The following is a 25,727-nucleotide window of genomic DNA, read 5'->3' on the forward strand; positions in this document are numbered from 1 at the left end:
TACTCCCAAGCCGGCCCGCTGGGCGAGACTGAGCGAGGGGCTTCAGCTCCCCAGTGCGGCCTCGATGTCACCGCGCAGCTTGTCCGGCGGGTCATTGGGCGCATAGCGCTTGATGACCTGACCGTCGCGGCCGATCAGGAACTTGGTGAAGTTCCACTTGATGACCTCGGTGCCCAGGAAGCCGGGCTTCTCGCTCTTCAGGAATTTCCACAGCGGATGGGCTTCGGCGCCATTGACCTTGACCTTGGCCATCATGGGGAAGCTGACACCGTAGTTCAACTCGCAAAAAGACGCGATCTGGTCGTTGCTGCCGGGGTCTTGTCCACCGAATTCATTGCTCGGGAAGCCGATGACGACCAGGCCTTTGGGCCCGTAGTCCTCCCAGAGTTGCTCCAGTCCCTTGAACTGCGGCGTGAAGCCGCATTCGCTGGCGGTGTTGACGATGAGCAGCACCTTGCCGGCCTGTGAGGCCAGGTCCGCCGGCTCGCCGCGGATGGAAACGGCCTGGAAGTCGAAGACGCTCTCGCTCATGGGCTTCCTCCCTAGAAAGGACGCCCATGCTAACCCTGGGCGGCCCCGAGGGTTTGTAGCATGGCGCCGCCCGCGCGGCAGGCCTTCCAATCGCGCGAACTTCGATCGCCGCCTCGACGGGGCGCCGCACGGTCAGCAACTTCGGATCAACCCCTTCATGGATCACCTGGCTTGCTTCACCCCGGCCGATCTGGCCGGACGCACCCCGCCCGATTTCAGTACCTTCCGCTGGAAGCTGCTGGCCCAGGGGGACTCGTGGTTCTCGAATGCGCGCGCCAAGCTCAACGCCCACGCCAACCTGCTACAGGAGCTGGTTTTCAAGTCCAACACGGCGGCCGTGAACTGCGCCGGCACCGGCAACGCGCTGTCGCACATGGTGGACCTGGAATCCAGCCCCGACTTCGTGCGCCTGCTGACCGGTCCCGAGGCGCCGACCTGGGACGGCATCCTGCTGTCGGTCGGCGGCAATGACCTGATCGCCGCGGCACGCACGCCGGCCATGAACTGGAACGGCGAACCCATCCCGCTGGAGCTGCGCCTGCTGCGCCGCCAGACCGAATGGGGCCCGCCATCGGCCGGCGTCGCGCGCTACTTCTCCGAGCCCGGCTGGGCGACCTATGCCGAGTACATGCGCGCCAACGTCAAGCACCTGCTGAGCCTGCGCGACCAGGGCGCGTCGGCGGGCAAGCCGGTCTTCATGCACTGCTATGCCGTGCCCATGCCGCGCCCCGCGGGCGCCGAGGGCGGTGACGACCTGGGCGCCAGCGGCCCCTGGCTGTATCCGGCCCTGAAGGCCTATGGCGTGCCCGCGGCCGACTGGGCCGCCGTCAGCCGGCTGATGGTCTTCCACCTGGCCCTACTGCTGAAGGGCATGGCGGCCGACAAGGAGGCCTTCCCCGGCCTCTTCATCTTCGACTCGACCGCCGTGCCTCTGGCACTGGCCGCGCCCGGTTCCACCGGTATCAGCGGCGACTGGCACAACGAGATCCACCTCAACCACAGCGGCTGCTTCAAGATCGCGCGCGCCTGGAGCGAGGCCATCGAGATGGTGCTGGAGGGCAAGCACCTGATCCCCGTCCCCACGGGCCGCAAGGGCCGCGGCAGCAGCTCCGCCAGTTGATCCCGGCCAGGGCCGGTCAGCGGTCCTGGGGAAGGTGGTCGGTGCGAGCCAGGTCGAGCAGGTGCTCGACCTCGGCCTTGTGCTCGACCAGATTGCGCTGGTGCCAGCGCCGGACCCACCACATCGTGCCGGCCACGGCCACGCCGAAGATGGTGATGGCGCCGAAGGCCGACATGCCAAAGCGCGTCATGGCCGTGTAGAAGGCGCCCAGGCCGAGGATGCAGGCCTGCTCGTTGAAGTTCTGCACCGCGATGCTGCGCCCGGCCCCCATCAGGTTGTGGCCGCGGTGCTGCAGCAGCGCGTTCATCGGCACCACCATATAGCCGCCGATGCCGCCCAGCAGGATCAGGAAAGGCGCCGCCACCCAGACGTTGGTGATCAGGTTCATGAAGATGACCAGCAGCCCCATCGCGATGCCCAGCGGAATGACCGAGGTGGCGCGGTCGAGCCGGCAATAGGCCGAGGCGACGACGGCGCCGACCGCCGTGCCGATGGCGACGACACCGACCAGCGACGACGCCTGCGTCGTGCCATAGCCCAAGGCCGCCGCGGCCCAGGCCAGCACGATGTAGCGCAGATTGCCGCTGACACCCCAGAACAACGTCGTCGTCGCCAGCGAGATCTGGCCCAGCTTGTCTTGCCAGAGCTTGCTGTTGCAGGCCGAGAAGTCACGCACCAGGCCCAGGAAGCTGTGCGCAAAGGGCTGCAGCGGCGCCGAGGTGCGCGGGATGCGCAGATTGAACAGGGCCGCCAGCACATACAAACCGACGAGGCTGGCGATGGCCGCCTCGGGCGGCGTGTCGATGCCGGTTTCCACCATCGGCATGTCGATCGCCAGCAGCAGATGCGAGACGCGGTCGCCGATCAGCTGGCCGCCCAGCAGCACGCCCAGGATGATGGACGTGATGGTCAGGCCCTCGATCCAGCCATTGGCCTTGACGAGCTGGGACGGCGGCAGCAGTTCGGTCAGGATGCCGTACTTGGCCGGCGAGTAGGCCGCCGCGCCGAGGCCGACGATGGCGTAGGCCGCCAGCGGATGGGCGCCGAACAGCATCATCAGGCAGCCGACCACCTTGATGCTGTTGGAGAAGAACATGACCTTGCCCTTGGGTACCGCGTCGGCGAAGGCGCCGACAAAAGGCGCCAGCACGACGTAGAACAGGGCGAACATGGGCACCAGGGCGGCGCGCTGCCACTCGGCGGCGCCGGAGGAACGCAACAGCTCGACGGCGGCGACGAACAGCGCGTTATCAGCAAGAGAGCTGAAGAACTGCGCCGACATGATGGTGTAGAAACCGCGTTTCATCGGGCGAGGCGCAATCCTGAACTGTCTCTGAGTAGGCTGCCGATCGGGTGCGGCGCGGGTTTATAGCACGCCCCTAGTTTGTGCCGAATCAGGTCGCTGCAAGGGCCAAAATGCCGGCATGCCACGTCCCATCGAATGCCTGATCCACGCCGAAGCGCTCGCTCACAACCTGGGCCGCGCTCGAGCGCAAGCTCCCAATGCCCGAGTCTGGGCCGTCGTGAAGGCCAATGCCTATGGTCATGGCATCGAGCGCGCCTTTGAAGGCTTGCGCGCCGCCGACGGCTTCGCGCTACTGGACCTGGCCGAGGCCGAGCGCCTGCGCGCCCTGGACTGGCGCGGCCCCATCCTGCTGCTGGAAGGTGTTTTCGAGCCGCGCGACCTGGAGCTGTGCTCACGGCTGAAGCTCTGGCACTCGGTGCACTGCGAGGAGCAGATCGACTGGCTGGCCATGCACAAGACGCACGAGCCGCACCGCGTCTTCCTCAAGCTCAACTCGGGCATGAACCGCCTCGGTTTCACGCCCGCTGCCTTCCGCGCCGCCTATGCCCGCCTGGAGGCACTGCCCCAGGTCGACGAGATCGGCCTGATGACGCATTTCTCGGACGCCGACAGCTTGCGGCAAGGTGTCGACGGCATCGCCCACCAGCTGGCCGCCTTCGAGGCCGTCACCGAAGGCCTGGCCGGTGAGCGCACGATTGCCAACAGCGCCGCAACGCTGCGCCACCCCGGCCGCACGGCCGCCGACTGGGTGCGCGCCGGCATCATGAGCTATGGCGGCGTGCCCGACTTCCCCGAACACGACGCCGCCTACTGGGACCTGAAGCCCGCGATGACGCTGCGCTCCAAGGTCATAGCCGTGCAACAGATGCAGCCCGGCGACACCATCGGCTACGGCAGCGCCTTCACGGCCGACAAGGTCACGCGGGCCGGCATCGTCGCCTGCGGCTATGCCGACGGCTATCCGCGCCATGCGCCCACCGGCACGCCCATCCTGATCGACGGCAAGCGCACCCGCACGCTCGGCCGCGTGTCCATGGACATGATCGCGGCGGACCTGTCCGATCTGCCCGCCAGCGGCTTTGGCAGCGAGGTGACGCTGTGGGGCGAAGGCCCGCACGGATCGCGCCTGCCCATTGACGAGGTCGCGCAGTCGGCCGGCACCATCGGCTATGAGCTGATGTGCGCCATCACGCCGCGCGTGCCGGTCAGGAATGCCTGAACTCAACTGGCAGCCGCGCCCGGACGAACTCGAGTTCGACGCCATCCGCGCCAGCGGCCCGGGCGGCCAGAACGTCAACAAGGTCAGCAACGCCGTCCATCTGCGCTTCGACATCCGCGCCTCCAGCCTGCCCGAGGCCGTGAAGGCGCGGCTGCTCAACTGGGCCGACCAGCGCATCACGGCGGAAGGCGTCGTCGTCATCAAGGCCCAGGACTCGCGCAGCCTGGAGCGCAACCGCGCCGACGCCGTCGCCCGCCTCATCGAACTGGTGCAGGCCGCCGCCCATGTGCCCAAGGCGCGGCGGGCCACCAAGCCGACCTATGGCTCGCAGCAGCGGCGGCTGGAGGGCAAGTCCAAACGCAGCGATGTGAAGGCCGGTCGGCGCAGCAAATCTGACTACTGACCCGGGTACTTCATCCCGAGCTGGTCGAACAAAAAGCTGTAGATGTCCGCCGTCTGGTTGACGCGGATGGACAGCGAGCTGCCGATGCCGTGGCCGGCATGGGCGTTGATGCTGAGGAACACCGGCCGGCCCGAGCCGGCGGCGGCCTGCAGCCGGGCAATCATCTTGCGCGAGTGCATGGGATTCACGCGGCCATCGGTCTCGCCGGTGCCCATGAAGATGGCGGGATAGTTGGCGCCATCCTGCACGTGGTGGTAAGGCGAGTATGCGTACAGGGCCTTGAGCTGCTCGGGGTTCTTGACCGTGCCGAACTCGGTGACGTTGAAGGCGCCGTTGGGGTCGAGCTCGACGCGCAGCATGTCGTAGATTCCGACCATGGACACGACGGCGCGGAACAGCTCCGGGTGCTGGGTGAAGACCGCCCCCATCAGCAGGCCGCCGTTGCTGCCGCCAATCGCCGCCATGCGCGCCTTGGACGTGTAGCCCTGGTCGACCAGGTATTGCGCCGAGGCGGCGAAGTCGTCGAAGACGTTCTGCTTGTTCGTCAGCGCGCCTTGCGTGTGCCAGGTCTCGCCGAACTCGCCACCACCGCGCAGATTGGCGATGACGTAGACGCCGCCGGCGTCCAGCCACATCCGCGTGGCCGCACCCAGGAAGCGCGGCACCTGGCTGACGTTGTAGCCGCCATAGCCATTGAGCAGCAGCGGCGCGCTGCCATCCGCTTTGAAGCCCTTCTTGCGCACGATGTTGAGCGGCACGCGCGTGCCGTCCTTGCTGGTCGCGAATTCGCGCACCACCTCGACGTCGCCGAAGGACACCGGGCTGGTCTGGCGCAGGGCCGTGGGCTTGCTGCGGCCGCTGTCGGTGTCGACGCGGATGAACTGCGGCGGCTCGAGATAGGTCTTCACCGCGACCAGCAGGCTGCCGTCGTCCATGACCGCCAACTCGTCCACCGTCGCCACCTCGGGCAGCTGCAACTGGCCCCGCGGCTTGCCGTCCAGGCCGTAGATGGCGACGCGCGACGGGCCGCCGACGATCTCGCGCAGATAGATGGCGTTCTTGGTGATGGTGATGTTGCCGGCGCCCAACTCGCCGCCGGGCTCCAGGGCCGCTTCGGACTCGGGCACGATGGTCTGGGCCTTGGCTAACGTCAGATCGTCCAGGCCCAGCTTGAGCAGCTTGCCGCGCGGTGCGCCCTGGCGGGAGATCAGGTAGAGCGCGTCCGGCCCCAGGGCCGCGGCGACGATCTTGTCCTCGAAGCGCGTGATCTGCTTCGCGCTGCCGTCCTTGGCGATCAGGTAATGGGCGAACTCGCCGCCGTCGCCATTGGCCACCGACGCGATGACGCCGGGCGCGCCGGGTCGGGCATCCAGCGCGATCTCGGCGACGCGCGGGAAGTCCTTGCCCAGCACATAGACGTCCTGGGCCGGGTCGTCGCCGACGCGGTGGTACCAGATCTGCTGGTAGAAGTGCTGGCGCTCGGCCGGCTCGTTCGCACCGGGATAGCGCGTGTACCAGAAGCCCGTGCCGTCCTCACGCCAGGCCAGGCTGCCGCCGCCGGTGGGGTACTGCACATTCGGAATGAGCTTGTCGACATCCTTGCCGGTGGCCACGTCGACGATATGCAGTGAGCCGTCCTCGCTGCCGTTCTCCGACATCGACACCGCCACCAGCTTGCCCGTCGGCGAGGGCACGAACCAGTCGATGGCCGTCGTGCCCTTGGGGTTCAGCGTGTTGGGATCCAGCACGATGCGGGCCTTGGACGGGTCGGCGTCCTGGCCCATCACGGCCAGCATGGGTTGCTGCCTGGGCGGCTGGTTGTACAGGGCGAACAACTGGCCCGGCGTGGCATGCAGGCCGTAATAGGCGCTGGAGCTGGCCGAGGCCTGCTTCATCAGCCAGTCGAACATGGGCTGGCGCGCCGGCAGCTTGGCGAAATAGCCGCGGGTGCGCTTGTCCTGGGCGGCGCTCCACTGCTTGACCTGGGGGTCGCCGGTCTTCTCCAGCCAGCGGTAGGGGTCGCTGACCTTGAGCTCACCGTAGCTGTCGGTGACCGGCTTGACCGCGGTCGGCGGCGCACCCTTGTCGGCGGCATGGGCCAGCAGCGCGGCACTGGCGAGGGCAAAGGCGCCGCAGAGGCGCTTCAACGCAATGGGCATGTGTTCTCCCTTTTGAGGACGGCGCAGGGTAGCGCTTCCCAGCCGGAGGAACGTGGCGGTTTGTTAAGCCGTGCGGGCGCGCCGGCTGTACAGCAGGGGCAGGGCCAGCAGATAGACAGCCGCGGCAATGATCCAGACGCAGCCCGGCCAGCTGCCTTGCGTCGCCGCGAAACCGGCCGTGACCACCAGCGGCCCGCCAATGCCGATCAGGCTGGTCAGGCTGGCCAGGGTGCCTTGCAGTTCGCCCTGGCGCTGCTCGTCCACCTGGCGGGCCAACATGGCCTGCAAGGCCGGCAAGGCCAGGCCACCGATGGCAAACAGCGGCAGCAGCGCAAACGGCATCCAGCCCGCGACCGCCACGCCCATGCCGACAAAGCCCAGGCCGTCGGCCGCCATGCCGGCCAGCAGGGCGCGTTTCTCGCCCAGCTTCTCGACCATGGGCCCGGTCACGAAGGCCTGCGAGACGGCATGCAGGCCGCCATAGCAGGCCAGGGACAGGCCGGCCACCCAGGCCGTCCAGGCATAGCGGTCCTGGCCGTAGAGGATCCACAGCGAGCCTGGCACCTGCGACACCAGGGCCACGACGGCGAACACGCCCACCAGCGGCAGCAGGGCCGTCTTGCCCTCCAGGCGATGCAGGGCCGAGAAGGCATTGAACTTGGATGCGTCCAGCTTCGTCGTGCGGTTCTGGTTGGATTCAGGCAGGGCAAACCAGGCCATCGCCAGATTCAGCGCATTCATGACGGCCGCCGCGACGAAAGGCGCACGCAGCGACCACTCGCCCAGGCCACCGCCGATCAGCGGCCCGACGACAAAGCCCAGGCCCATGGCCGCGCCCATCTGGCCAAAGCGCTTGGCGCGGTCGGCCTCGGGCGTCACGTCGGTGATGTAGGCCGTGCCCACGGCCATGCTGGCGCCGGTGATGCCCGACAGCACGCGGCCGACATAGAGCCAGGCGAGGTTGGGCGCCAGGGCCATCAGCACATAGTCGGCGGCGGCGCCGGCCAGCGACGCCAGCAGCACCGGCCGGCGGCCGAAGCGGTCGCTGAGCGCCCCCAGCACCGGCGAGAACAGGAACTGCATGCCGGCATAGACCGCCAGCAGGGCACCGTAGTGGTAGGTGGTGGCGTCGGCGCCGGCCAGCTCCCGCAGCAGGCCGGGCAGGATGGGGAACACCAGGCTCATGCCCACGGCGTCCAGCAGCAGCGTCATCAGGATGACGGTCAAGGCTCGATTCATCAATACATCTCTATCGTTGATAGAGAGCATTGTGCATGAAGTTCTCTATCATTGCTAGAGATGACTTCCGACCGCCCCGCCCGACTCAACCGCGACGATGTGCTGCGCGCCGCCCTGGAACTGCTGAACGAGGTCGGCATCGACGCCCTGAGCACGCGCAAGCTGGCCGAGCGCCTGGGCGTGCAGTCGCCGACGCTGTACTGGCATTTCAAGAGCAAGGCGGCCTTGCTGGACGCGATGTCGGCCGCCGTCATGCAGGAGAGCCGCGCCATCGCCACGCCGGGGCCCGACGAGGCCTGGCAGGACTGGCTGATGGAAGACGGCCGCAGCTTCCGCCATGCGCTGCTGGCCTACCGCGACGGCGCCCGCCTGCATGCCGGCACGCGGCCCGGCGAGGCCCAGCGCGGCTCCATCGAGCTGCGCCTGCAGCGCCTGTGCGCCGCCGGCTTCGAGCCCGGGCCGGCCACGCTGCTGATGATGTCGGTGGGGCGATTCGTCGTCGGCTGGGTGCTGGAGGAGCAGTCGGCGCAGGCCGTCGACGCGCCGCCCTCGTCCACGCTGGATGGTCCCGACGCATCCCAGTACCCGCTGCTGGCCGCCGGTTGGCTCGCCAACGTGCGCGGCGATGCCGATGCGGTGTTCGATCGCGCGCTGCGCCTGCTGATCGATGGGGCTCGGCCCTAGCGCCGGCGATCGAAGGCCATGCGCGCCGAGGCGACGGCCGCGAAGTTGCTTTCGGCCCAGCGATCGATGACGACCAGGGCCTCGCTGAGCGACTGACCCAGGCCGGTCAGCCGGTATTCGACATGAGGCGGCACGCTCTGGTGATCGATGCGCTGCACCAGGCCATGGCGCTCCAGCTCGCGCAGCGTCTGGGTCAGCATCTTCTGGGAGATGCCGCCCACCTGGCGCAGCAGCTCGTTGTTGCGCAGCGGCTGCTGGGCCAGCAGCGGCACGATGAGCAGCGCCCATTTGCTGCCCACCACCTCCAGCGCCGCGCGCGAAGGGCAGCTGGCGCTCAGCACATTGCCGGAAGGCGTGTCGGCCATGGTCTGGATTTCCTGGTTACCAAAAGGTGCGTACTTCTCATTCTGCGCCTGCATCTCCACAGTGATTCCATCGCAACTTGGAGAGGCCTCATGGCTTGGTTATTTTGGTGAGTGCAGGGCTGGTCGAGATCGTCATGGCCGCGGCGTTGAAGGCGTCGAACGGCTGGAGTCGCCCGCTGCCCGGTGCGATCGGCCTGCTCGCCGCGCTGGCGTCCATCGTGCTGCTGACGCAGGCCATCAAGAGCCTGCCGACCGGCACCGCCTATGCCGTCTGGACCGGCATCGGCGCCGTCGGCGTCGCGCTGCTGGGCGTGCTGGTGCATGGCGACAGCGCCTCGCCGGCGCGGCTCGCCTGCATGGCCCTCATCGTCGCCGGCATCGCCGGCCTGCGCTGGCTGGAGGTCTGACATGAACAAGCTGCTTCACATCCAGGCTTCGCCAAGCATCCCTTCGCACTCGCGCGAGATCGCGGACGCCTTCGTCGCCCGCTACCGCCAGCGCCACCCCGATGCCGAGATCAACCTGGCCGACGTCTGGCAGCTCGACCTGCCGGCCTTCGACGCCGACATGATCGCGGCCAAGTTCGCCGTGCTGCGCAGCCAGCAGGCCACCGACCAGCAGCGCCGCCACTGGGCCCGCGCCGTGGCCCTGGCCGAGGCCTTCAACGCGGCAGATCACTACATCCTCAACCTGCCGATGTGGAACCTGGGCCTGCCCTATCGGCTCAAGCACTACATCGACGTCATCACCCTGCCGGGCCAGAACTGGGCTTGGTCACGCGACACCGGCTACCGGCCGCTGCTGTCCGGCAAGCGCGCCGTGCTGGTCTACAGCAGCGCCAGCAACTACGGCGTCGATGGGCGCTCGGCCCAGGACCATCTGGAGACCCAGAAGGCGGCGATGCGCGCCTGGTTGCGCTTCGTCGGCATCGAGGTGGCCCGGGAAATCGTCGTCGCGCCGACGCTGACCGACCCGGCCTCGCTGGCAGCGCTGAAGCAGTCGGCACGCGCCCAGGCCGAGGCGGCTGCCGACGGCCTCTAGCGCTGCGGCCGGGTTGCCACGAACAGGCTGACCAGGCAGAGCGCCATGCCGCCGACCGCCAGCGGCGTGGCCTGCCAGCCCTCCAGCGCGGCCGACACGACCAGGGCGATGACCGGCACCAGCACGCCCACCAGGGCCGCCTGCGCCGGCCCGCGGCGCTCGGCGAGCTTGTAGTACAGCGTGAAGGCGATGACCGAGCCGAAGGCGGCCAGATAGACCAGGCTGCCGACATAGCTCCAGGCGCCATCAAATGGCAAGCCGTGGCCCATCACCACCGACATCAACAGCAGGAAGGCCGCACCATAGCCCATGCTCCAGGCCAGCACCGGCAGCAGCGGCTGGCCGCGGCGCAGCAGCACCAGCGTGAAGAAGCCACCAATGACGGCCACGACGACGGCAAAGAAGCTCAGCCCCAGGCCGAGGGCCGCCTGCGGCCGCGCGCCGGTGGAGGCGATCTCAGGCCAGAAGATCAGCGCCACGCCCAGCACGGCGCCGCTGGAGGCGACCAGGAAGCGCCGGCTGACCGGCTGGCGCCACAGCAGCCAGGCCACGAGGGCGTTCATGAACACCATCAGGCAGAACAGCACCGCGACGAGGCCGCTGGGCACCAGGCGCTCGGCCTCGTACACCGCCCAGTAGTTGCCTGCGTACTGGATGACGCCGGTACCGAGCGCATAGCCGTGCGCATAGCGGGGCAGCTTCAGGGACGTGCCCTTCCACGCCGCCAAAGCCGCCAGCATCAGCGCAGCGATGGCGAAGCGCCAGCCCACCGAGGTCAGGGCCGGCACGGGCGAGGCCAGCTGGTAGAGGATGACGTGCCAGGTGCTGGCCCAGATCAGCACCGGGGCCAGGAAGAGGAACCAGGTGGGCAGTCGGCCGGACTTGTCTCCTGCCGTCATCAGGCCGCGCGCTTGAAGGTCGCGAGCAGGGCGCCGGCCGCAATGAAGAGGGAGCCGAAGACGCGGTTCAGCGTCTTGATGTGGCTCTCGCTCTTCAGGGCCGCCAGCACGCGCGCGGCCAGGGCCGTGTAGCCGGCCATGACGACGAGGTCGGTGAAGGCCAGCGTCGAGCCGATGACCAGGTATTGCGGCGCCAGCGCGGCATGCAGGTCCAGGAACTGCGGCACCACGGCCAGCAGGAAGACCGTGCCCTTGGGATTCACGGCATTGATGCCCCAGCCGCGCAGCACCAGCTGGCGGCGCGTGACCTGGGCGGCCGAGCCGTCATCGGCCGCGACCAGTGGCTTGGCCGGCGCTCGCCATTGCTGCACGCCCAGGTAGACGAGGTAGGCCACGCCGGCCCATTTGACGAGGGCAAAGCCCAGCGACGAGGCCGCGATCAGCGCGCCGAGGCCGGCGCTGACCAAGATGACCTGGGTCAGGATGCCCAGGATGAGGCCGAAGGTCATGAAATAGCCGCGCTTGAAGCCGTGGCTCAGGCCGGCGCTCATGGCCGCCACCGCGCCCGCGCCGGGCGACAGGCTGATGGCCCAGGACGCCGCGAAAAAAGCCAACCAGACCGAGAACTCCATGAACTACCTCCAAGCCGCGGCATCAGGGCGCGCCGCGGGCCGAAGGTTTTAGCACGCAGCGCAATCGGGCATCGGAAGTCAGGGCATGGCGGCCTAGACTGCAAGCGTCCATGCCTGCACGCCCACTGTCCGCCTGGCTCCCTCGCGTCGTCGCCGCCGCTTTCGCGCTGGCGACCTGCTGCGCCTGGGCCCAGGCCCCGGCGCTGCGCCTCGCCTTCAGCGAACTGGAGCCCTGGAAGACCCGGCAGGGCAATGAACACGGCGGCGCCTACACCGAGATCGTGCGCGAGCTGGCGAGGCGCCTGGACCGGCCCCTGGCCATCGTCGACTGCCCGCTCAAGCGCTGCCTGAAGATGCTGGAAGGCGGCGAGGCCGACCTCGTCATCGGCGTGCAGCAGTCGCCGGAGCGGCTGCGCTATCTGCAATACCTCGCGACGCCCTATCGCCGCAACACCAGTGACCGTGTCTTCCTGACGCGGGCCGGCCAGGCCCGGCGCATCGGCCGCTACGACGACCTGCTCGGCCTGCGCATCGGCATCAAGCAGGGCAGCGAATACTTCGACCGCTTCGACGAAGACAGCCGCCTCGCCAAGGACCCCGCCCCCAACAACGAGGCCTCGCTGCGCAAGCTGATGCTGGGCCGCGTGGACGTCGTGCTGCTGCCCGAAGACCAGGCCCTGGTGCTGATCGAGCAACTCGGCCTGCGCCGCGACATCGAGTTGGCGCCGCTGCGCGTGCCCGACCCGACGCCGCGCTCCATCGCCGTCGCCAAGGCCTCGCCACTGCTGGCGCAACTGCCGCGGCTGGAACAGGCCATGCGCGAGATGCGCGAGGACGGCACGCTGGCCGCCATCTACAACCAGCACTACTACCTGCGCTACCGGGTCAGCCGGCAGAGCATCGTCATCGACTAGCCCCCTCGATGCTGCGCGCCCTCTTCGCCCTGCCGCGCAGCGTTTGGCTGCTGGGCCTGATCAGCCTGGTCAACGACAGCGCCAGCGAGCTGGTCTACCCCCTCGTGCCGCTGTATCTGAGCGGTGTGCTGATGGCCGGACCGCGGGTGCTCGGCCTCGTCGAAGGCGTGGCCGAGGCGCTGGCCAGCCTGCTCAAGCTGTGGGCCGGCGTGATGGTGGACCGCAGCGGTCGCAGCAAACCCTGGGTCGTCGCCGGTTACGGCCTGGCCGGCCTGGCGCGGCCGCTGATCGCCTTCGTGGCCGGCTGGCCGATGCTGCTGGCCCTGCGCCTGGCCGACCGCATCGCCAAGGCCGTACGCGCCGCACCGCGCGACGCCCTGCTGGCCGCCAATATCGGTGCCGGCCAGCGCGGCCTGGCCTTCGGCCTGCACCGCGCCATGGACAACGCCGGCGCCGTCATCGGCCCGCTGCTGGCCTGGGCCCTGCTCAGCGCCGGTGTGCCTCTGGGCCGGGTCTTCCTGTGGGCCATCATTCCGGGCCTGCTCTGCCTGGCCCTGACGCTGGCGGTGAAGGAGGCGCCCCCACCGGCCGCCGCGCCGCCTCGCTTCAGCTGGACCCTGCGCGACCTGCCCGCGCCGCTGCGCCGATATCTCGTCGTCGTCGCGCTGTTCACGCTGGGCAATTCCAGCAATATGTTTTTGCTGCTGCGCGCCAGGGAACTGGGCGTGGCCGAGGCTCAAGTGCCGCTGCTCTGGGCGGCCGTGTCGGGCGTGGCGGCGCTGTTCGCCGTGCCGCTGGGCGGGCTGTCTGACCGCGTTGGCCGCGTGCGCCTGCTGGTGGCGGGCTATATCGCCTACGCCGCCTTCTACGCAGGCATGGCCGTCTGGGCCGAGCCAGGCTGGCGCCTGTATCTGCTGTTCGGCCTTTACGGCATCTTCATGGCCGCCACCGAAGGCGTGGAACGTGCGCTGCTGGCCGACCTGGCCCCGCCCGAGCAACGCGGCACGGCCTTCGGCTGGCTGAACCTGACCATGGGCGCGATGCTGCTGCCGGCCTCGCTGCTGTTCGGCGGGCTTTGGGAAGGCCTGTCGGCGACCGTGGCGTTCGGCTTCTCGGCCACCTGCGCCCTCGCTGCGGCGCTGATCCTGGCCCTCTGGGTCCGTCCCTCCTGACTCGGTCCAACACCTGGCAAACCCATGGACTCCTTCATCCCCTTGCTGATCACTGTGGCCGCGCTTCCTTTGGCCCTGGGCTGGATGTCAGCCGCTGCTTATGTGCATTTGAGCCCTCGCAAAGCCAGGCATCGCCCGCCACTCAGGTCGCTGATCCTCGCCTGCCTCCTGGGTACCGCTGCGGCCACGCTCTGGCTCGATGCGCCCTGGCGCGCGGATCACATCCCCTCACCGTGGTGGGCGTCGGGTTGGTTTGACTTCGCTGAATTCGCCCGTTCGCTGGGCCTGGCGGGCTCGGCGATGGCCTTGGCCTATCGCCTGGGGTTGCGCAACGCGCTCGGCTTCTTTGCCATCGCCGCGGCTTGCGCCTGGCCCATCGGCCACATCATGGCGAACCCGGTGGACTATCGGTTCTCGCCCACCGAGGAAGATTTCGATCACGGGCCCTATGCGGACCGGATGTTCATCTATATGGCCCTTCACGGCCTATCGGGGCTGACGTTTGGCGCCTTGATCACGAGGCAGCGACGTCGGGACGCTGGAGAGCCCAGTTGACAATGCGCTGATGGCCACAAGCAAAAGCATCTACACCTGTACCGAATGCGGCGGCACCAACGCCAAATGGCTGGGCAAATGCCCGCACTGCGGCGCCTGGAACACGCTGGTGGAAGGCACCGCCGAGCCCAGCGGCGGCGCCAAGAACCGCTACCAGTCCCTGGCCAAGAGCCAGCCGGTGGCGACGCTGTCCGAGATCGAAGCCAGCGACTACGACCGCACGCCCACCGGCCAGGAGGAACTGGACCGCGTACTGGGCGGCGGCATCGTCGCCGGCGGCGTCGTGCTGATCGGCGGCGACCCGGGCATCGGCAAGTCGACGCTGCTGCTGCAGGCCGTCGAGTCGCTGAGCCAGACCGTCAAGGTGCTGTACGTGACCGGCGAGGAAAGCGGCGCCCAGGTCGCCATGCGCTCGCGCCGCCTCGGCCTGGCCGGCGACAAGGTGCGTGTGCTGGCCGAGATCGGCCTGGAGAAGATCCTCGCCACCATCGAGGCCGAAGAGCCGGACTTCTGCGTCATCGACTCCATCCAGACCCTGTACTCCGAGCAGCTGACCTCGGCGCCCGGCTCGGTGGCCCAGGTGCGTGAATGCGCGGCCCAGCTGACGCGCACGGCCAAGGCGCGCGGCTGCTCCATCGTGCTGGTGGGCCATGTGACCAAGGAAGGCGCCCTGGCCGGCCCGCGGGTGCTGGAGCACATCGTCGACACGGTGCTGTATTTCGAGGGCGACACGCACAGCAGCTTCCGCCTCGTGCGCGCCATCAAGAACCGCTTTGGCGCCGTCAACGAGATCGGCGTGTTCGCGATGACGGAGAAGGGCCTCAAGGGCGTGGCCAACCCCAGCGCCATCTTTTTGTCCACCCACGCCGAGCCGGTGCCGGGTAGCTGCGTGCTGGTCACGCTGGAGGGCACGCGGCCCCTGCTGGTGGAGCTGCAGGCCCTGGTAGACAGCGGCGGCGTCAGCCCGCGGCGGCTGTCGGTCGGCCTGGACCGCGACCGCCTGGCCATGCTGCTGGCCGTGCTGCACCGGCATGCCGGCGTGGCCACGGGCGACCAGGACGTCTTCGTCAACGCGGTGGGCGGCGTGCGCATCAGCGAGCCGGCCGCCGACCTGGCCGTGCTGCTGGCCATCCAGAGTTCGCTGCGGGGTCGGGCCTTGCCCAAGGGCTTCATCGCCTTCGGCGAGATCGGGCTCGCCGGCGAGGTGCGGCCCGCGCCGCGCGGCCAGGAAAGGCTGAAGGAAGCCGCCAAGCTGGGCTTCAGTGTCGCCGTCGTGCCCAAGGCCAATGCGCCCAAGAAGGCCATCGAGGGCCTGACCATCCATGCCGTCGAACGCGTCGAGCAGGCCATCGAGGTGCTGCGCGGCCTGAACTGAAATTTGGGAAAGCCAAAGCTTGGCTTTTCAAGAATGACCCGGTCATCACTTCACCGGGCCGTTCATGCGACTCCTGCTCTCCCTGCTCTTGATCTCCTCCGCCGCACAAGCCGAAGGCCTTTATGCCGAAGTCGGCAGCCTCGCGCGCCGCTACGACCTGACCGTGCCCGGCGCCACCCACGACGGCTCGGCCAAGGGCCATGTGCTGTCACCCCTGGTGCGCCTGGGCTATGAGTTCGACGAGCACTGGGCCGTCGAGACCGGCTATGCCAGCCACGGCGCCCCTGGCAACCGCTACCGCCTCGGCAGCCAGGACGGCGAGCTGACGGCCCATGGCCACAGCTGGCTGCTGGCCGGCCGCGGCCGCTTTGCCCTCGGCGAGCGCTGGGCCCTGGTCGGCCGCCTGGGCCTGGCCCGCAACCAGAGCAGCCTGACCGGCACCGGCGAAGCGGCCTCGCGGGCGACCAAGGGCTCGACGACGGCCCTGTGCGGCAGCATCGGCGTCGAGACGACACTCGCCGACCACTGGCACCTGGGCCTGGCCTGGGAGCACCTGGGCATGAACCGCGAGAAGGGCGGATCGGTCACCCACGGCATCTCCACTACCGTCCGCTACCAGTTTTAGATGCATCTGCTGCTGATCGAAGACGACCTGGACCTGGGCCGCGCCCTGCTCGAGGCCATGCAGCTGCACGGCTTCAGCGTCGAGTGGTGGCGGCGTGCCGCCGATGCGCCGCCGCGTCTCGATCAGCCCCTGGCCGACGCGGTGCTGCTGGACCTGGGCCTGCCCGACGGCAGCGGCCTGGACCTGCTGGCGCGCTGGCGCCGCCAGGACAGCCGCCTGCCCATCCTCATCATCACGGCCCAGGGCGCCCTGCAGGACCGCCTGGCCGGGCTGGACGCCGGCGCCGACGACTATCTGGTCAAGCCCTTCGCCACCGAGGAGCTGGTCTCGCGCCTGCGCGCCGTGCTGCGGCGCAGTGCTACCCAGGCCAGCGAGGTCTGGACCCTGGGCGAGCTGTGCATCCGCCCGGCCGCCCGCACGGCCGAGCTCGCGGGTACGGCCCTGGACCTGTCGCGCCGCGAGTTCCAGCTGCTGCTGGAACTGGCGCGCTCGGCCGGCAAGGTCGTGCCCAAGAGCCAGATCGCGCAGAAGCTGGAGCCCCTGGGCGAGCCGCTGAACGCGGCGGCCATCGAGATGCATGTCTTCAATCTGCGCAAGAAGATCGGCGCCGAGCGCATTCGCACGACACGGGGCGTGGGCTACGCCTTGATCGCATGAAGCTCACGGTCTGGCTGCGCGAGCCCAGCCTGATGCGCCGCACCGCGGGCGCCCTGCTGATTGCCTTCGTCCTCGTGCTGCTGGTGCTGCTGCTGCACGACTACCTCGAGACTCGCCAGTCCTATGTGCAGGACCTAGCCATCCGCAACCGGGCCGAGTTGCAGGCGCCCGAGTTCGCCGCCCTGTCCGACGCGGCCGATGCGGCGCGGCTGATGACCTCGCTGGCCCGCATCAACGAGCGCTGGCGGTCCCGCACCGGCCAGTCGCCCGGCCCCGTCATCCACCAGCTGCGCGATACCTCGGGCGCGGTGCGCGCCGCTTATCCGGCCGATGCATCGGACGCCTTCGCCGCCGGGCCCGAGCCTGTCACCCAGCAGACGGTGCACGGCGTCTCGCACTGGGTTGTCATCAAGCCTGCCGGGCCCTGGCAGCTGGTCATTGCCGAGCCGGTCGAGCCGCTGGCGCCGCTGCTGTGGCGGCTGACCGACGACATCCTCGACAAGCTGGTGCTGGCCCTGCCCCTGGTCATGCTGCCCGTCGGCATCGCGCTGTGGACCGGCCTGTCGCCGCTGCGCCGCCTGGCCCGCGCCCTGGCCGCCCGTGTGCCCCAGGACTTGAGCCCGCTGGGCGTGCAGCCGCCCCACCGTGAGCTGCGTCCGCTGGCCGAGGCTTTCGAAGCCCTGCTGGCCCAGCTGCGTCGCAAGCGGGAGGGCGAGCGCCGCTTTGTGCAGGAGGCCGCGCACGAGCTGCGCACACCGCTGGCCGCCGTGACGACCCAGGCCCATGTGCTGGCCCGCTCGGATGCGCCCGAGGCACGCGCACGGGCCGAGGCCGCCATGGTGCAGATGCTGCAACGCGCATCGCATTTGAGCCAGCAGTTGCTGGACCTGGCCGTGCTGGACGAAGAGACCGGCCCGGCGCCCAGCCAGCGGGTCGACCTGGTGCCGCTGCTGGAGCAGGCCCTGGCCTCGGCCAACGATACGGCCGCGGCGCGCGGCCTGGAGCTGTCGCTGGACGCGCCCGAGTCGCTGCAGGCTTCGCTGCCGCTGGCGGCCTGGCAGTCGGTGCTGCACAACCTGCTGGACAACGCGCTGCGCTATGTGCCGGCGGGTGGTCGCATCGAGGTCGGGCTGCAGGCGGCGACCGGCGGCCTGGAGTTGCGCGTCGCCGACGACGGCCCGGGGCTGCCGCAGGAATGGCGCGAGCGTGCCTTCGACCGCTTCTGGCGGGCGCCGGGCCAGCAGGTGAGCGGCAGCGGCCTGGGCCTGGCCATCGTGCGGCAGGCGGCAGCACGCCTGGGCGGCCAGGTACGCATCGAAACAGGATTGGGGGGCCGCGGGATTGCCTTCGTGCTCGCCCTGCCAAAGACTGCTTAGGATTGGGTCTTGCACCGGAGGAGCCTCTATGACCGATCCCGCCAATCTCAGGCAGCACGCCCGCACCGATTTCCTGGCCGCCCAGCACGACGCCGACTCCCTGCCGGGATGGGTTTTCAAGCCAGTGCAGTTCAGCCAGGGCCCGGCCGGCCTGGTGCTGAACATGAGCGACGGCGGCCTGCAGGTGCTGACCAGCGCCGCCGAGCCGCTGACCGAGGACAAGTACGAGGTCGTGCTGCTGCTGGGCCGCGCCGACGTGGATGACGAGGACGAGCAGGTCTCCTGGTTCAACGGCGTCGTCGAGCGCAAATGGTCACGCCCCGTGCCGCGCATGGGCATCCTGCACGGCATGTGCTTCACGGCCCGCAACTCCACGGCCGAGCAATTCCTGAACGGCCACAAGGACGCGCTCGAGTCGGGTCAGTGGGTGCGCTGCGTACTGCTCAAGGTCACGAAATGAAGCCCCTCGTCCAAGGAGTACCTTGGCCGGTCCCCCGAGGGGACGGCGATGCTTGCAGCATTGAGCCGCAAGCCCATCGCCAGCGCGGGCCGGCTAGGGAGCGGCCCGGCGCTCGGCCCGCAAAGTCCGGCGCGACTTACTGACATCGACATGGACCACTGCGGCCGCCTGCTCGACCACGTGCATCTGCGCGTGAGCGACCTGGCGGCGAGCCGGCGCTTCTACCGCGCTGCGCTGGAGGCCATCGGCAGGCTCGAGGCCTTCGGTGAAGCCGAGGGCTGCTTTTTCGCCGACGAGTTCTATGTCGACAAGGCCGAGGGCCGGGTGTCGCATGTGCACCTGGCCTTCCAGGCGCGCAGCGAAGACGAGGTGAGGCGCTTCCACGCAATGACGCTGTCCGCCGGCGGCCGCGACCATGGGGGGCCAGGCCCTCGCCACTACCACCCGGGCTACTACGCTGCCTTCGTGCTGGACCCCGACGGCAACAACATCGAGGCTGTTTACCACGGCCCGACGCAGCGCTCGGCCGACAGCGTGGAAGTGACACGGCTGTAGGGCTAACAGGCCCTAGCATGTGCGCCATGAGCGCACTTCTCAATTTCCCCAGCCAGGATCTGCAGGCATGAACCCGTGGATTGGCGTTGGGCTGGCGCTGCTGGCCTTGATCGCGGGCGGCGCCCTGCTCGGCTGGCAGGGCGTCATCTTCGCAACGACGGGCATCATCTTCTGGCTGCTGCTGCAGATCTCGCGATTGATGCGGGTCATGAAGATGGCCGGCGCCGCGCCGCTGGGCTCGGTGGCCAACGCCGTCATGCTCAACAGCAAGCTGCACGCCGGCATGAAGCTGGTCGACCTGATCAAGCTGGCCGGCAGCCTCGGCGTCAAGCAGGCGCCGGAGACCTTTGTCTGGCGCGACGGCGGCGGCGATGCGGTCGAGGTGGTGCTGAAGAAAGGCAAGCTCGCCGAGTGGCGGCTGATCCGAAGCAGCGGCTCTTCGTAAAATCACCGGTTTTCACCCAGCCTCTGGAGTACCCGATGGTTCCCGCCCCTCTTCACGACCGCGACGGCAAGATCTGGATGGACGGCGAGCTCGTCGACTGGCGCGACGCCAAGATCCATGTGCTGACCCACACCCTGCACTACGGCTGCGGCGCCTTCGAAGGCGTGCGCGCCTACGACACCGTCAACGGCACGGCCATCTTCCGCCTGCAGGAGCACACCCAGCGTCTGTTCAACAGCGCCAAGATCCTGCGCATGAAGATCCCCTTCTCGCAGGAGCAGGTCAACGAGGCCCAGCGCGAAGTCGTCAAGGCCAACGGCCTGAAGAGCGCCTATCTGCGCCCGCTGATCTGGATCGGCTCTGAGAAGCTGGGCGTCAGCCCCAAGGGCAACCAGGTCCACCTGATGGTGGCCGCCTGGAGCTGGGGCGCCTACCTGGGCGAGGACGGCATGAAGCGCGGCATCCGCGTCAAGACCAGCTCCTACACCCGCCACCACGTCAACATCACGATGACGCAGGCCAAGACGGTGTCCAACTACACCAACTCCATCCTGGCCAACATGGAAGCCACGGACGACGGCTACGACGAGGCGCTGCTGCTGGACGCCTCCGGCTTCGTCTCCGAAGGCGCGGGCGAGAACCTCTTCGTCATCAAAGGCGGCGTCGTCTACACGCCCGACCTGTCGGCCGGCGCGCTGAACGGCATCACCCGCAACACCATCTTCTCGATCTGCCAGGACCTCGGGCTCAAGCTGGTCGAGAAGCGCATCACCCGCGACGAGGTCTACATCTGCGACGAGGCCTTCTTCACCGGCACGGCCGCCGAAGTGACGCCCATCCGCGAGCTGGACCGCGTCGAGATTGGCAGCGGCTCCCGCGGCCCCATCACCGAGAAGATCCAGTCGGCCTTCTTCGACATCGTCAACGGCCGCAACCCCAAGTACGCCGAATGGCTCACTGCCTGCTGATCGCCGTCTGAGAGCAAACAACATGAGCACCACCACCACGCCCGCCGCCACTGTCGAAGTGACCGCCAAGGACTGCAACGACAACGGCACCGTCTTCTGCCCCAACCCCAAGATGCCGCTGTGGAGCACGCATCCCAAGGTCTTCATCGACCTGACGCACAGCGGCCAGGGCCAGTGCCCGTACTGCGGCACCGCCTACAAGCTGAAAGCCGGCGAAGTCCTCTCCAGCGGGCACTAACGCGCCAGCGCGGCGGCCTTGCGGCTGCCGCGGCGCTGGCTGTCCAGGTCGGCTTCCAGCGCTCGCTCGGCCGCTGACAGCGGCTTCACCACGCCCAGGGCCAGCGCGCCCTGGTCGAGGTTCTGTCCCCAGCTCAGGCCGGCGCGCAGCTGTGTCGGCGCCGCCAGCCCGTTCGTGAAGCCGGCCGGCAGCCAGGGCATGGTCTGGGCCAGCACCAGGGCCACGCGGGGCTTGATGGCCGCATCGCCGATGCGGCCGCGCTGGCCCCAGCTCACGACCAGGTCGGCGCTCGACGCCCCGCTCGCCAGCTGCGGCGTGACGGCCACGTCGCGCAGCACGCCATGGCGAAGTTGCATCAGCGCCTCCTCGGCCAGCATGGCCGTGTCCTCGCGCGGCACGCTCTGGCCGGCGGGCCAGGAATAGCTGTAGTCGTCGGTGACGCGATCGCTGCTGAAGAAGCGCACGATGTCAGCGGGCTGGTAGCTGCGCTGCAGCGCCGTGGACGCCGCACCGAAGAACTGCACGCGGCCGAGGTCGACCATCTCCTGCGAATAGAAGGGCAGCTGGCTGCGCAACTGCTCGGACGCGGTGTTGGACGGCACCGCCTCGTAGACGCGCAGGCCGGTGTTCAGCAGCAACTGCACGCGCGGCGGCAGGAAGTCGTTGGCGTGGGTCAGCTCGTGATACAGCAGGCGGCCCAGGTTGGGGATCAGCGCTGCACTGTCGCGCGAGGCGCGCTCCAGCACCGAGGTGCGCCCGCCAGCCGACTTGTTGCCCTGCACATAGCGCCACAGCATGGTGTAGGCAAGGTCGCTGCCGTAGTCGCTGCGCGGATCGGGCGCCTCGCTGACCGTGTCGCGCTCGGCGGCCGTCTGCCAGAGGTAGTCGGCATCGAGATAGATGGCGCCGGTGGCGCTCCAGTAGAAGGCCGGCCGCACCCGACCGCCGATGACGATGGCCGTCGTCGCATTGAGCAGGCGGCGGAAGTCGCCGTTGGTGTCCTGCTCGCGCAGAAAGGCCTCGAAGCGCTGGCCCATCCAGTCGTTGGACACCAGCACCCTCGCCATCACCTGTTCCACGGTCGGCAGCTCGCCGCGCGTCTCGGTGCCGAGGATCGACAGGCGGCCCAGGGTGCAGAGGTTGTTGTTGCTGAGGGCCGGCGTGTAGATGCATTCGCGCAGCTCGGCCACGTGGGCGCCGCCGGCCACATAGGGGTAGACGCGCGAGGGCAGGTTGCCGCTGCCGAACAGCGGCGATGCGGCCGCCGGCGGCGTGGCCTGCACCAGCAGGCTGAACTCCTGCGTGAGGCTGCGGCCGTCGGCCAGCGTGGCCTCGGCGCGCAGCCGCAGCAGGCTGTCCTCGGTCACCGCCGGCGCCGTGAAGATGACGCGCCACTGGTTGCTGTCGCCGAGGTTGACCTCAGGGCCGTCGACGCGGCTCCAGTGCACGCGGCCCGTTGCGTAGTCGGCCACCGCCAGGCCGTCGACCCAGGCGCGCAACGAGGTCTGGCCGCCCGCCCACACCGAGGGCTCGCCGCGGATCAGCAGCGTCGATGCGCCGGGCGCCGTGGCATTGATCTCGGCCGAGCCGCTGTAGCTGGCGCCCTTGGCGTCGGTGAAGTCGACGTTGAAGGCGTAACGGCCCGCCGCGGCCGGCGCGAGGCTGAGGGCCTGGGAGCGCGCTGAGCTGAGGGCCAGCGCGGCGCCATCGGTCTGGCGCCATTGCACCGTGTCCAGCCGCGAGCCCGGGCAGGCGACCACGGCCAACTCCTGGTTGCGGCCGGCGCTGGCCGTCGTCGGCAGGGCCAGCCTTGCGACGGAGCCGCTCAGGCATTGGGTGCCCAGCGGCGGCACGGTCGTCGGGTCGGGGGCCGGCGTCGAACCACCACCGCCACCGCCGCAGGCCGTCAACGACAGGACAAGCAGCAAGGGTGCAACGGTCTTGAACAGCGACATGGGCAGGGTTGGGGCGGCGTGATGACCCCGGCAATGTAGCGGTCGGCCGACTTCCTACAATCGCGCCATGCCCCGCTCCGCCGCCCAGACCGCCGCCCTGCTCGCTTCGCCCGACGACACCGAGGCCCAGTTCTATGAGGCGCTGCAGCATGCTGACCTCGACCACCTGATGGCCCTGTGGGCCGACGACGAGGAAGTCGCCTGCGTCCACCCAGGCGGTCCGCGCATCGTCGGCCTGGCCGCCATCCGCGCCGCCTTCGAGGCCGTGTTCCAGCGCGGCGCGGTCAGCGTGCATCCCGAGCGCGTGCGCCGCCTGCACAGCGGCGACTGCGCCATCCACCATGTGCTGGAGCGCGTGCAGCTGCATGGCGAGGCCCAGCAGTCCTGGGTCATCGCGACCAATGTCTATCTGAAGACGGCGCTGGGCTGGCGCCTGGTGTTGCACCATGCCAGCCCCGGCAGCGCGGGCGACGTCCAGGAGCTCGTCGCCGACGCCGGCACGCTGCACTAGGAGTCGGCGCATGCAGTACCGCGCCCCCCGCTGGCTGCCCGGCGGCCATGCCCAGACCATCTGGCCCGCCCTCTTCAGCCGCCAGCACGACGGCCCGTTGCCCCACTGGACGCGCGAACGCTGGGACACGCCGGATGGCGACTTCATCGATGTCGACTTCCTGGCCGATGCGCCGGCCGACGCGCCGCTCTTCGTGCTGTTTCACGGCCTGGAGGGCGACCGCACCAGCCATTCCAGCGTCGCCTTCGCCAGCGTGGCCCGCGCGCGCGGCTGGCAGATGGCCCTGCCCCACTTCCGCGGCTGCTCGGGCGAGCTGAACCGCGGCCCGCGCGCCTACCACTCGGGCGACTATGAAGAGATCGGCTGGATCCTGCAGCGCCTGCGCGAACGCCATGGCAGCAAGCTCATCGTTGCCGGCGTGTCGCTGGGCGGCAATGCGCTGATGCGCTGGGCCGAAGAGGCGGGCACGCAGGCGGCCCATGTCGCGCACGCGGTCAGCTCCGTCTGCTCACCCATCGACATGCATGCCGCCGGCGCGGCCATCGACCGGGGTTTCAACAAGCAGGTCTACGCGCGTCGCTTCCTGCGCACCATGATCCCCAAGGCCCTGCGCAAGCTGCAGCAGCACCCGGGCCTGTTCGACGGGGACCGGCTGAAGCGCGCGTCGACCATCTACGAGTTCGACGACCTCTTCACCGCGCCGCTGCACGGTTTCAAGAGCGCCGACGACTACTGGACCCGCGGCTCGTCCAAGCCGCATCTGCACCGCATCCGCATCCCGGCCCTGGTGCTGAACGCGCGCAACGACCCCTTCGTGCCCGGGGACAGCCTGCCGCATGCCGCCGAGGTCGGCCCGCATGTGACGCTTTGGCAGCCCGGCCATGGCGGCCATGTCGGCTTCCCGGCCGGGCGTCTGCCCGGGCATCTGCTGACCATGCCGGAGCAGGTCTGCGACTGGCTGTCACGCCATGGATGACATCGTCCGCGCCGCCCTGAAGAAGTGGCCCAACGTGCCGCACTGCTACGGCTGGCTGGCCCTGGATGCACGCGGCGACTGGTATATGCGCGACGAACGCATCCAGCACGCCGGCCCCTTCCCTGAGGTCAAGGGCAGCCGCATCACTCACGACAAGCTGCGTGCCTTCATCGAGCGCAACTACGCCTCGGACGAGGCCGGCTGCTGGTTCTTCCAGAACGGTCCGCAGCGCGTCTATGTCGAGCTGGAAGCGACGCCGTGGGTCTGGCGCCTGCAGCCCGACGGCCGCGTGCTCGGCCACACCGGCGCCGCGGCCGCCGTGCAGTCCAGTTGGCTGGACGAGGCCGGGCGGCTCTATCTGCTCGCCGATCTCGGCCTGGGCCTGGTGCACACGGCCGACATGAGCCTGGCGGCCGATGCCGTCGAGCAAGGCCGCTGGGCGCCGCAGGAGTTCCTGTCGAGCGAGCTGCCGCAGCGCTTCGGCTTCGTGCGCCAGCCTTTGCCCTGATCCAGCCTGAGCCAGAAACGACAAGGGCTGCCGAAGCAGCCCTTTGCGGAGTTTGATCGCTCTTACTGAGCAGCCGAGGCGGCCGGCGCGGCCATCTTGGGCTCGTCGAACTTGGCACCACCCTGGTTGGCCATGTAGACGACGGCGCGCGAGACTTCGAAGTCGCTGAAGTCGCCGCCGCCCTGCGGGCCCATATTGCCCTTGCCCTTGAGGGCCGAGTGCACCAGCGCGTCGAAACCGCTCTTGATGCGCGGGCCCCAGGCTGCGGCGTCGCCGATCTTGGGAGCGCCGGCGGCGCCAGTGGCGTGGCAGGCCGAGCACTGCGCCTGGAAGACCTGCTCGCCGGTCTTCATCGCGGCGACGTCGTTGACGTCCTTGACCTCGACATGGCCGACCGGCGCGATGCGCGCGGCAACAGCCTGCTTCTCAAGGGCTTCGGTGCCAGCGGCCGGCTTGGTGTCGGTGCTGACGTAGTTGGCCAGCATGATGATGACGACGACGGGGACGACAAACGAGAAGAAAACGGCCCAGGCCAGTTGCTTGGGGGTCTTGATCGGCCCGGTGTGGGCGTCGTCGTGGTCGTGATCGTGGCTGGCGCTCATGGATTCCTCTTGTCGGTCCTTGTTCGTCTCGGCTGCGCCCCGCCCTGCGGGACACAAAACCTGCGAATTATAGGCAGCCCCCATGGGTCCCCCGTCTCATGGGAAGCCCGCTGCTAGAATGGACGGCTTCGCGCCCGTAGCTCAATGGATAGAGTACTGCCCTCCGAAGGCAGGGGTTGTTGGTTCGATCCCAACCGGGCGCGCCAGATGGATCAATGACTTACGCCACCTTTGGGT

At 69.0% G+C, this 25,727-nt stretch carries 30 protein-coding genes and 1 tRNA gene; 22 read left to right on the forward strand and 9 right to left on the reverse strand.

Annotated elements, in window-relative coordinates:
- Window positions 1-42 precede the first annotated feature (42 nt).
- Window positions 43-531: a glutathione peroxidase gene (locus ACS5PN_RS10010; RefSeq protein ID WP_439463808.1), complete on the reverse strand. Its 489-nt coding sequence runs from the start codon at window positions 529-531 to the stop codon at window positions 43-45.
- 157 nt (window positions 532-688) lie between these two features.
- Here ACS5PN_RS10010 and ACS5PN_RS10015 point away from each other — a divergent pair, with 157 nt between their 5' ends.
- The gene (locus ACS5PN_RS10015) at window positions 689-1,651 is read left to right on the forward strand and encodes a hypothetical protein (protein WP_439463809.1); all 963 of its coding nucleotides are present in this window, start codon (window positions 689-691) and stop codon (window positions 1,649-1,651) included.
- Window positions 1,652-1,667: 16 nt separating this feature from the next.
- Here ACS5PN_RS10015 and lplT read toward each other — a convergent pair whose 3' ends face one another.
- Entirely contained in the window at window positions 1,668-2,957 is a 1,290-nt protein-coding gene (lplT, locus tag ACS5PN_RS10020) for a lysophospholipid transporter LplT (protein WP_439463810.1), read from the reverse strand.
- Window positions 2,958-3,075: 118 nt separating this feature from the next.
- Here lplT and alr point away from each other — a divergent pair, with 118 nt between their 5' ends.
- Window positions 3,076-4,176 (forward strand): alanine racemase, encoded by a 1,101-nt coding sequence (alr, locus tag ACS5PN_RS10025; RefSeq protein WP_439463811.1) that lies wholly within the window; start codon window positions 3,076-3,078, stop codon window positions 4,174-4,176.
- On the forward strand, window positions 4,169-4,579 hold the full coding sequence (arfB, locus tag ACS5PN_RS10030; RefSeq protein ID WP_439463812.1) for an alternative ribosome rescue aminoacyl-tRNA hydrolase ArfB: 411 nt from the start codon (window positions 4,169-4,171) through the stop codon (window positions 4,577-4,579). The genes alr and arfB overlap by 8 nt, the downstream gene beginning before the upstream one ends.
- Here the strand turns inward: arfB and ACS5PN_RS10035 are convergent.
- Both ACS5PN_RS10035 and tet read right to left on the reverse strand, forming a co-directional pair.
- Window positions 4,573-6,738, reverse strand: coding sequence for a prolyl oligopeptidase family serine peptidase (locus tag ACS5PN_RS10035; RefSeq protein ID WP_439463813.1), 2,166 nt, complete (start codon window positions 6,736-6,738; stop codon window positions 4,573-4,575). The genes arfB and ACS5PN_RS10035 overlap by 7 nt on opposite strands.
- A 63-nt stretch (window positions 6,739-6,801) precedes the next feature.
- Window positions 6,802-7,977, reverse strand: coding sequence for a Tet(A)/Tet(B)/Tet(C) family tetracycline efflux MFS transporter (tet, locus tag ACS5PN_RS10040; protein WP_439463814.1), 1,176 nt, complete (start codon window positions 7,975-7,977; stop codon window positions 6,802-6,804).
- Window positions 7,978-8,037: 60 nt separating this feature from the next.
- Here tet and ACS5PN_RS10045 point away from each other — a divergent pair, with 60 nt between their 5' ends.
- Complete coding sequence (locus ACS5PN_RS10045; RefSeq protein WP_439463815.1) at window positions 8,038-8,661, forward strand: TetR/AcrR family transcriptional regulator C-terminal domain-containing protein; 624 nt, start codon at window positions 8,038-8,040, stop codon at window positions 8,659-8,661.
- Here the strand turns inward: ACS5PN_RS10045 and ACS5PN_RS10050 are convergent.
- Complete coding sequence (locus ACS5PN_RS10050) at window positions 8,658-9,026, reverse strand: winged helix-turn-helix transcriptional regulator (protein ID WP_439463816.1); 369 nt, start codon at window positions 9,024-9,026, stop codon at window positions 8,658-8,660. The genes ACS5PN_RS10045 and ACS5PN_RS10050 overlap by 4 nt on opposite strands.
- 107 nt (window positions 9,027-9,133) lie before the next feature.
- On the opposite strand from ACS5PN_RS10050, the gene ACS5PN_RS10055 reads away from it, so the two are divergent.
- Window positions 9,134-9,433, forward strand: a complete 300-nt coding sequence (locus ACS5PN_RS10055; RefSeq protein WP_439463817.1) for a DMT family transporter — start codon at window positions 9,134-9,136, stop codon at window positions 9,431-9,433.
- Between the two features lies 1 nt (window position 9,434).
- Window positions 9,435-10,067, forward strand: coding sequence for an FMN-dependent NADH-azoreductase (locus ACS5PN_RS10060; protein ID WP_439463818.1), 633 nt, complete (start codon window positions 9,435-9,437; stop codon window positions 10,065-10,067).
- On the opposite strand, the gene ACS5PN_RS10065 is transcribed toward ACS5PN_RS10060, so the two are convergent.
- Both ACS5PN_RS10065 and ACS5PN_RS10070 read right to left on the reverse strand, forming a co-directional pair.
- On the reverse strand, window positions 10,064-10,966 hold the full coding sequence (locus ACS5PN_RS10065; RefSeq protein WP_439463819.1) for a DMT family transporter: 903 nt from the start codon (window positions 10,964-10,966) through the stop codon (window positions 10,064-10,066). The genes ACS5PN_RS10060 and ACS5PN_RS10065 overlap by 4 nt on opposite strands.
- Entirely contained in the window at window positions 10,966-11,598 is a 633-nt protein-coding gene (locus tag ACS5PN_RS10070) for a LysE family transporter (RefSeq protein WP_439463820.1), read from the reverse strand. The genes ACS5PN_RS10065 and ACS5PN_RS10070 overlap by 1 nt, the downstream gene beginning before the upstream one ends.
- A gap of 110 nt (window positions 11,599-11,708) precedes the next feature.
- Between ACS5PN_RS10070 and ACS5PN_RS10075 the strand changes: the two genes are divergently transcribed.
- The 12 genes from ACS5PN_RS10075 to ACS5PN_RS10130 all read left to right on the forward strand — a co-directional run bounded on the left by ACS5PN_RS10075 (window position 11,709) and on the right by ACS5PN_RS10130 (window position 20,938).
- The gene (locus ACS5PN_RS10075) at window positions 11,709-12,512 is read left to right on the forward strand and encodes a substrate-binding periplasmic protein (RefSeq protein ID WP_439463821.1); all 804 of its coding nucleotides are present in this window, start codon (window positions 11,709-11,711) and stop codon (window positions 12,510-12,512) included.
- Window positions 12,513-12,520: 8 nt separating this feature from the next.
- On the forward strand, window positions 12,521-13,684 hold the full coding sequence (locus ACS5PN_RS10080; RefSeq protein ID WP_439463822.1) for an MFS transporter: 1,164 nt from the start codon (window positions 12,521-12,523) through the stop codon (window positions 13,682-13,684).
- A gap of 24 nt (window positions 13,685-13,708) precedes the next feature.
- On the forward strand, window positions 13,709-14,239 hold the full coding sequence (locus ACS5PN_RS10085; protein WP_439463823.1) for a hypothetical protein: 531 nt from the start codon (window positions 13,709-13,711) through the stop codon (window positions 14,237-14,239).
- A 10-nt stretch (window positions 14,240-14,249) separates the two neighbouring features.
- The gene (gene radA, locus ACS5PN_RS10090; RefSeq protein WP_439463824.1) at window positions 14,250-15,614 is read left to right on the forward strand and encodes a DNA repair protein RadA; all 1,365 of its coding nucleotides are present in this window, start codon (window positions 14,250-14,252) and stop codon (window positions 15,612-15,614) included.
- 64 nt (window positions 15,615-15,678) lie between these two features.
- Entirely contained in the window at window positions 15,679-16,239 is a 561-nt protein-coding gene (locus ACS5PN_RS10095) for an outer membrane beta-barrel protein (protein ID WP_439463825.1), read from the forward strand.
- The gene (locus ACS5PN_RS10100) at window positions 16,240-16,896 is read left to right on the forward strand and encodes a response regulator (RefSeq protein ID WP_439463826.1); all 657 of its coding nucleotides are present in this window, start codon (window positions 16,240-16,242) and stop codon (window positions 16,894-16,896) included.
- On the forward strand, window positions 16,893-18,272 hold the full coding sequence (locus tag ACS5PN_RS10105; RefSeq protein WP_439463827.1) for a sensor histidine kinase: 1,380 nt from the start codon (window positions 16,893-16,895) through the stop codon (window positions 18,270-18,272). Before ACS5PN_RS10100 ends, ACS5PN_RS10105 begins: the two co-directional genes overlap by 4 nt.
- A gap of 28 nt (window positions 18,273-18,300) precedes the next feature.
- A complete protein-coding gene (locus ACS5PN_RS10110) occupies window positions 18,301-18,732 on the forward strand; it encodes a hypothetical protein (RefSeq protein ID WP_439463828.1) in 432 nt (143 codons plus the stop codon).
- 48 nt (window positions 18,733-18,780) lie between these two features.
- The gene (locus ACS5PN_RS10115; RefSeq protein ID WP_439463829.1) at window positions 18,781-19,287 is read left to right on the forward strand and encodes a VOC family protein; all 507 of its coding nucleotides are present in this window, start codon (window positions 18,781-18,783) and stop codon (window positions 19,285-19,287) included.
- 67 nt (window positions 19,288-19,354) lie between these two features.
- The gene (locus ACS5PN_RS10120) at window positions 19,355-19,732 is read left to right on the forward strand and encodes a hypothetical protein (RefSeq protein ID WP_439463830.1); all 378 of its coding nucleotides are present in this window, start codon (window positions 19,355-19,357) and stop codon (window positions 19,730-19,732) included.
- Between the two features lie 35 nt (window positions 19,733-19,767).
- Window positions 19,768-20,700 carry a branched-chain amino acid transaminase gene (locus tag ACS5PN_RS10125; RefSeq protein ID WP_439463831.1) on the forward strand — a complete coding sequence of 311 codons (933 nt, stop codon included), beginning with the start codon at window positions 19,768-19,770 and terminating at the stop codon, window positions 20,698-20,700.
- 22 nt (window positions 20,701-20,722) lie between these two features.
- Window positions 20,723-20,938 (forward strand): zinc-finger domain-containing protein, encoded by a 216-nt coding sequence (locus ACS5PN_RS10130; protein WP_439463832.1) that lies wholly within the window; start codon window positions 20,723-20,725, stop codon window positions 20,936-20,938.
- Here the strand turns inward: ACS5PN_RS10130 and ACS5PN_RS10135 are convergent.
- A complete protein-coding gene (locus ACS5PN_RS10135; RefSeq protein WP_439463833.1) occupies window positions 20,935-22,893 on the reverse strand; it encodes a hypothetical protein in 1,959 nt (652 codons plus the stop codon). The two genes, ACS5PN_RS10130 and ACS5PN_RS10135, sit on opposite strands and share 4 nt — an antisense overlap.
- A gap of 67 nt (window positions 22,894-22,960) precedes the next feature.
- On the opposite strand from ACS5PN_RS10135, the gene ACS5PN_RS10140 reads away from it, so the two are divergent.
- From ACS5PN_RS10140 to ACS5PN_RS10150, 3 genes are read left to right on the forward strand one after another with little or no spacing between them, the layout of a single operon-like run.
- Complete coding sequence (locus ACS5PN_RS10140) at window positions 22,961-23,404, forward strand: YybH family protein (RefSeq protein ID WP_439463834.1); 444 nt, start codon at window positions 22,961-22,963, stop codon at window positions 23,402-23,404.
- A 10-nt stretch (window positions 23,405-23,414) separates the two neighbouring features.
- Entirely contained in the window at window positions 23,415-24,380 is a 966-nt protein-coding gene (locus tag ACS5PN_RS10145) for a YheT family hydrolase (RefSeq protein WP_439463835.1), read from the forward strand.
- The gene (locus ACS5PN_RS10150; RefSeq protein ID WP_439463836.1) at window positions 24,373-24,888 is read left to right on the forward strand and encodes a DUF2946 family protein; all 516 of its coding nucleotides are present in this window, start codon (window positions 24,373-24,375) and stop codon (window positions 24,886-24,888) included. The genes ACS5PN_RS10145 and ACS5PN_RS10150 overlap by 8 nt, the downstream gene beginning before the upstream one ends.
- A gap of 62 nt (window positions 24,889-24,950) precedes the next feature.
- Here the strand turns inward: ACS5PN_RS10150 and ACS5PN_RS10155 are convergent, their stop codons facing one another.
- Complete coding sequence (locus tag ACS5PN_RS10155) at window positions 24,951-25,490, reverse strand: c-type cytochrome (RefSeq protein ID WP_439463837.1); 540 nt, start codon at window positions 25,488-25,490, stop codon at window positions 24,951-24,953.
- A 130-nt stretch (window positions 25,491-25,620) separates the two neighbouring features.
- On the opposite strand from ACS5PN_RS10155, the gene ACS5PN_RS10160 reads away from it, so the two are divergent.
- Window positions 25,621-25,696: transfer RNA gene (locus ACS5PN_RS10160), tRNA-Arg, on the forward strand.
- Window positions 25,697-25,727 lie beyond the last annotated feature (31 nt).

Origin of the sequence: Roseateles sp. NT4 (genome assembly GCF_051857475.1) — a bacterium.
Taxonomy (GTDB): Bacteria; Pseudomonadota; Gammaproteobacteria; order Burkholderiales; family Burkholderiaceae_C; genus Pelomonas.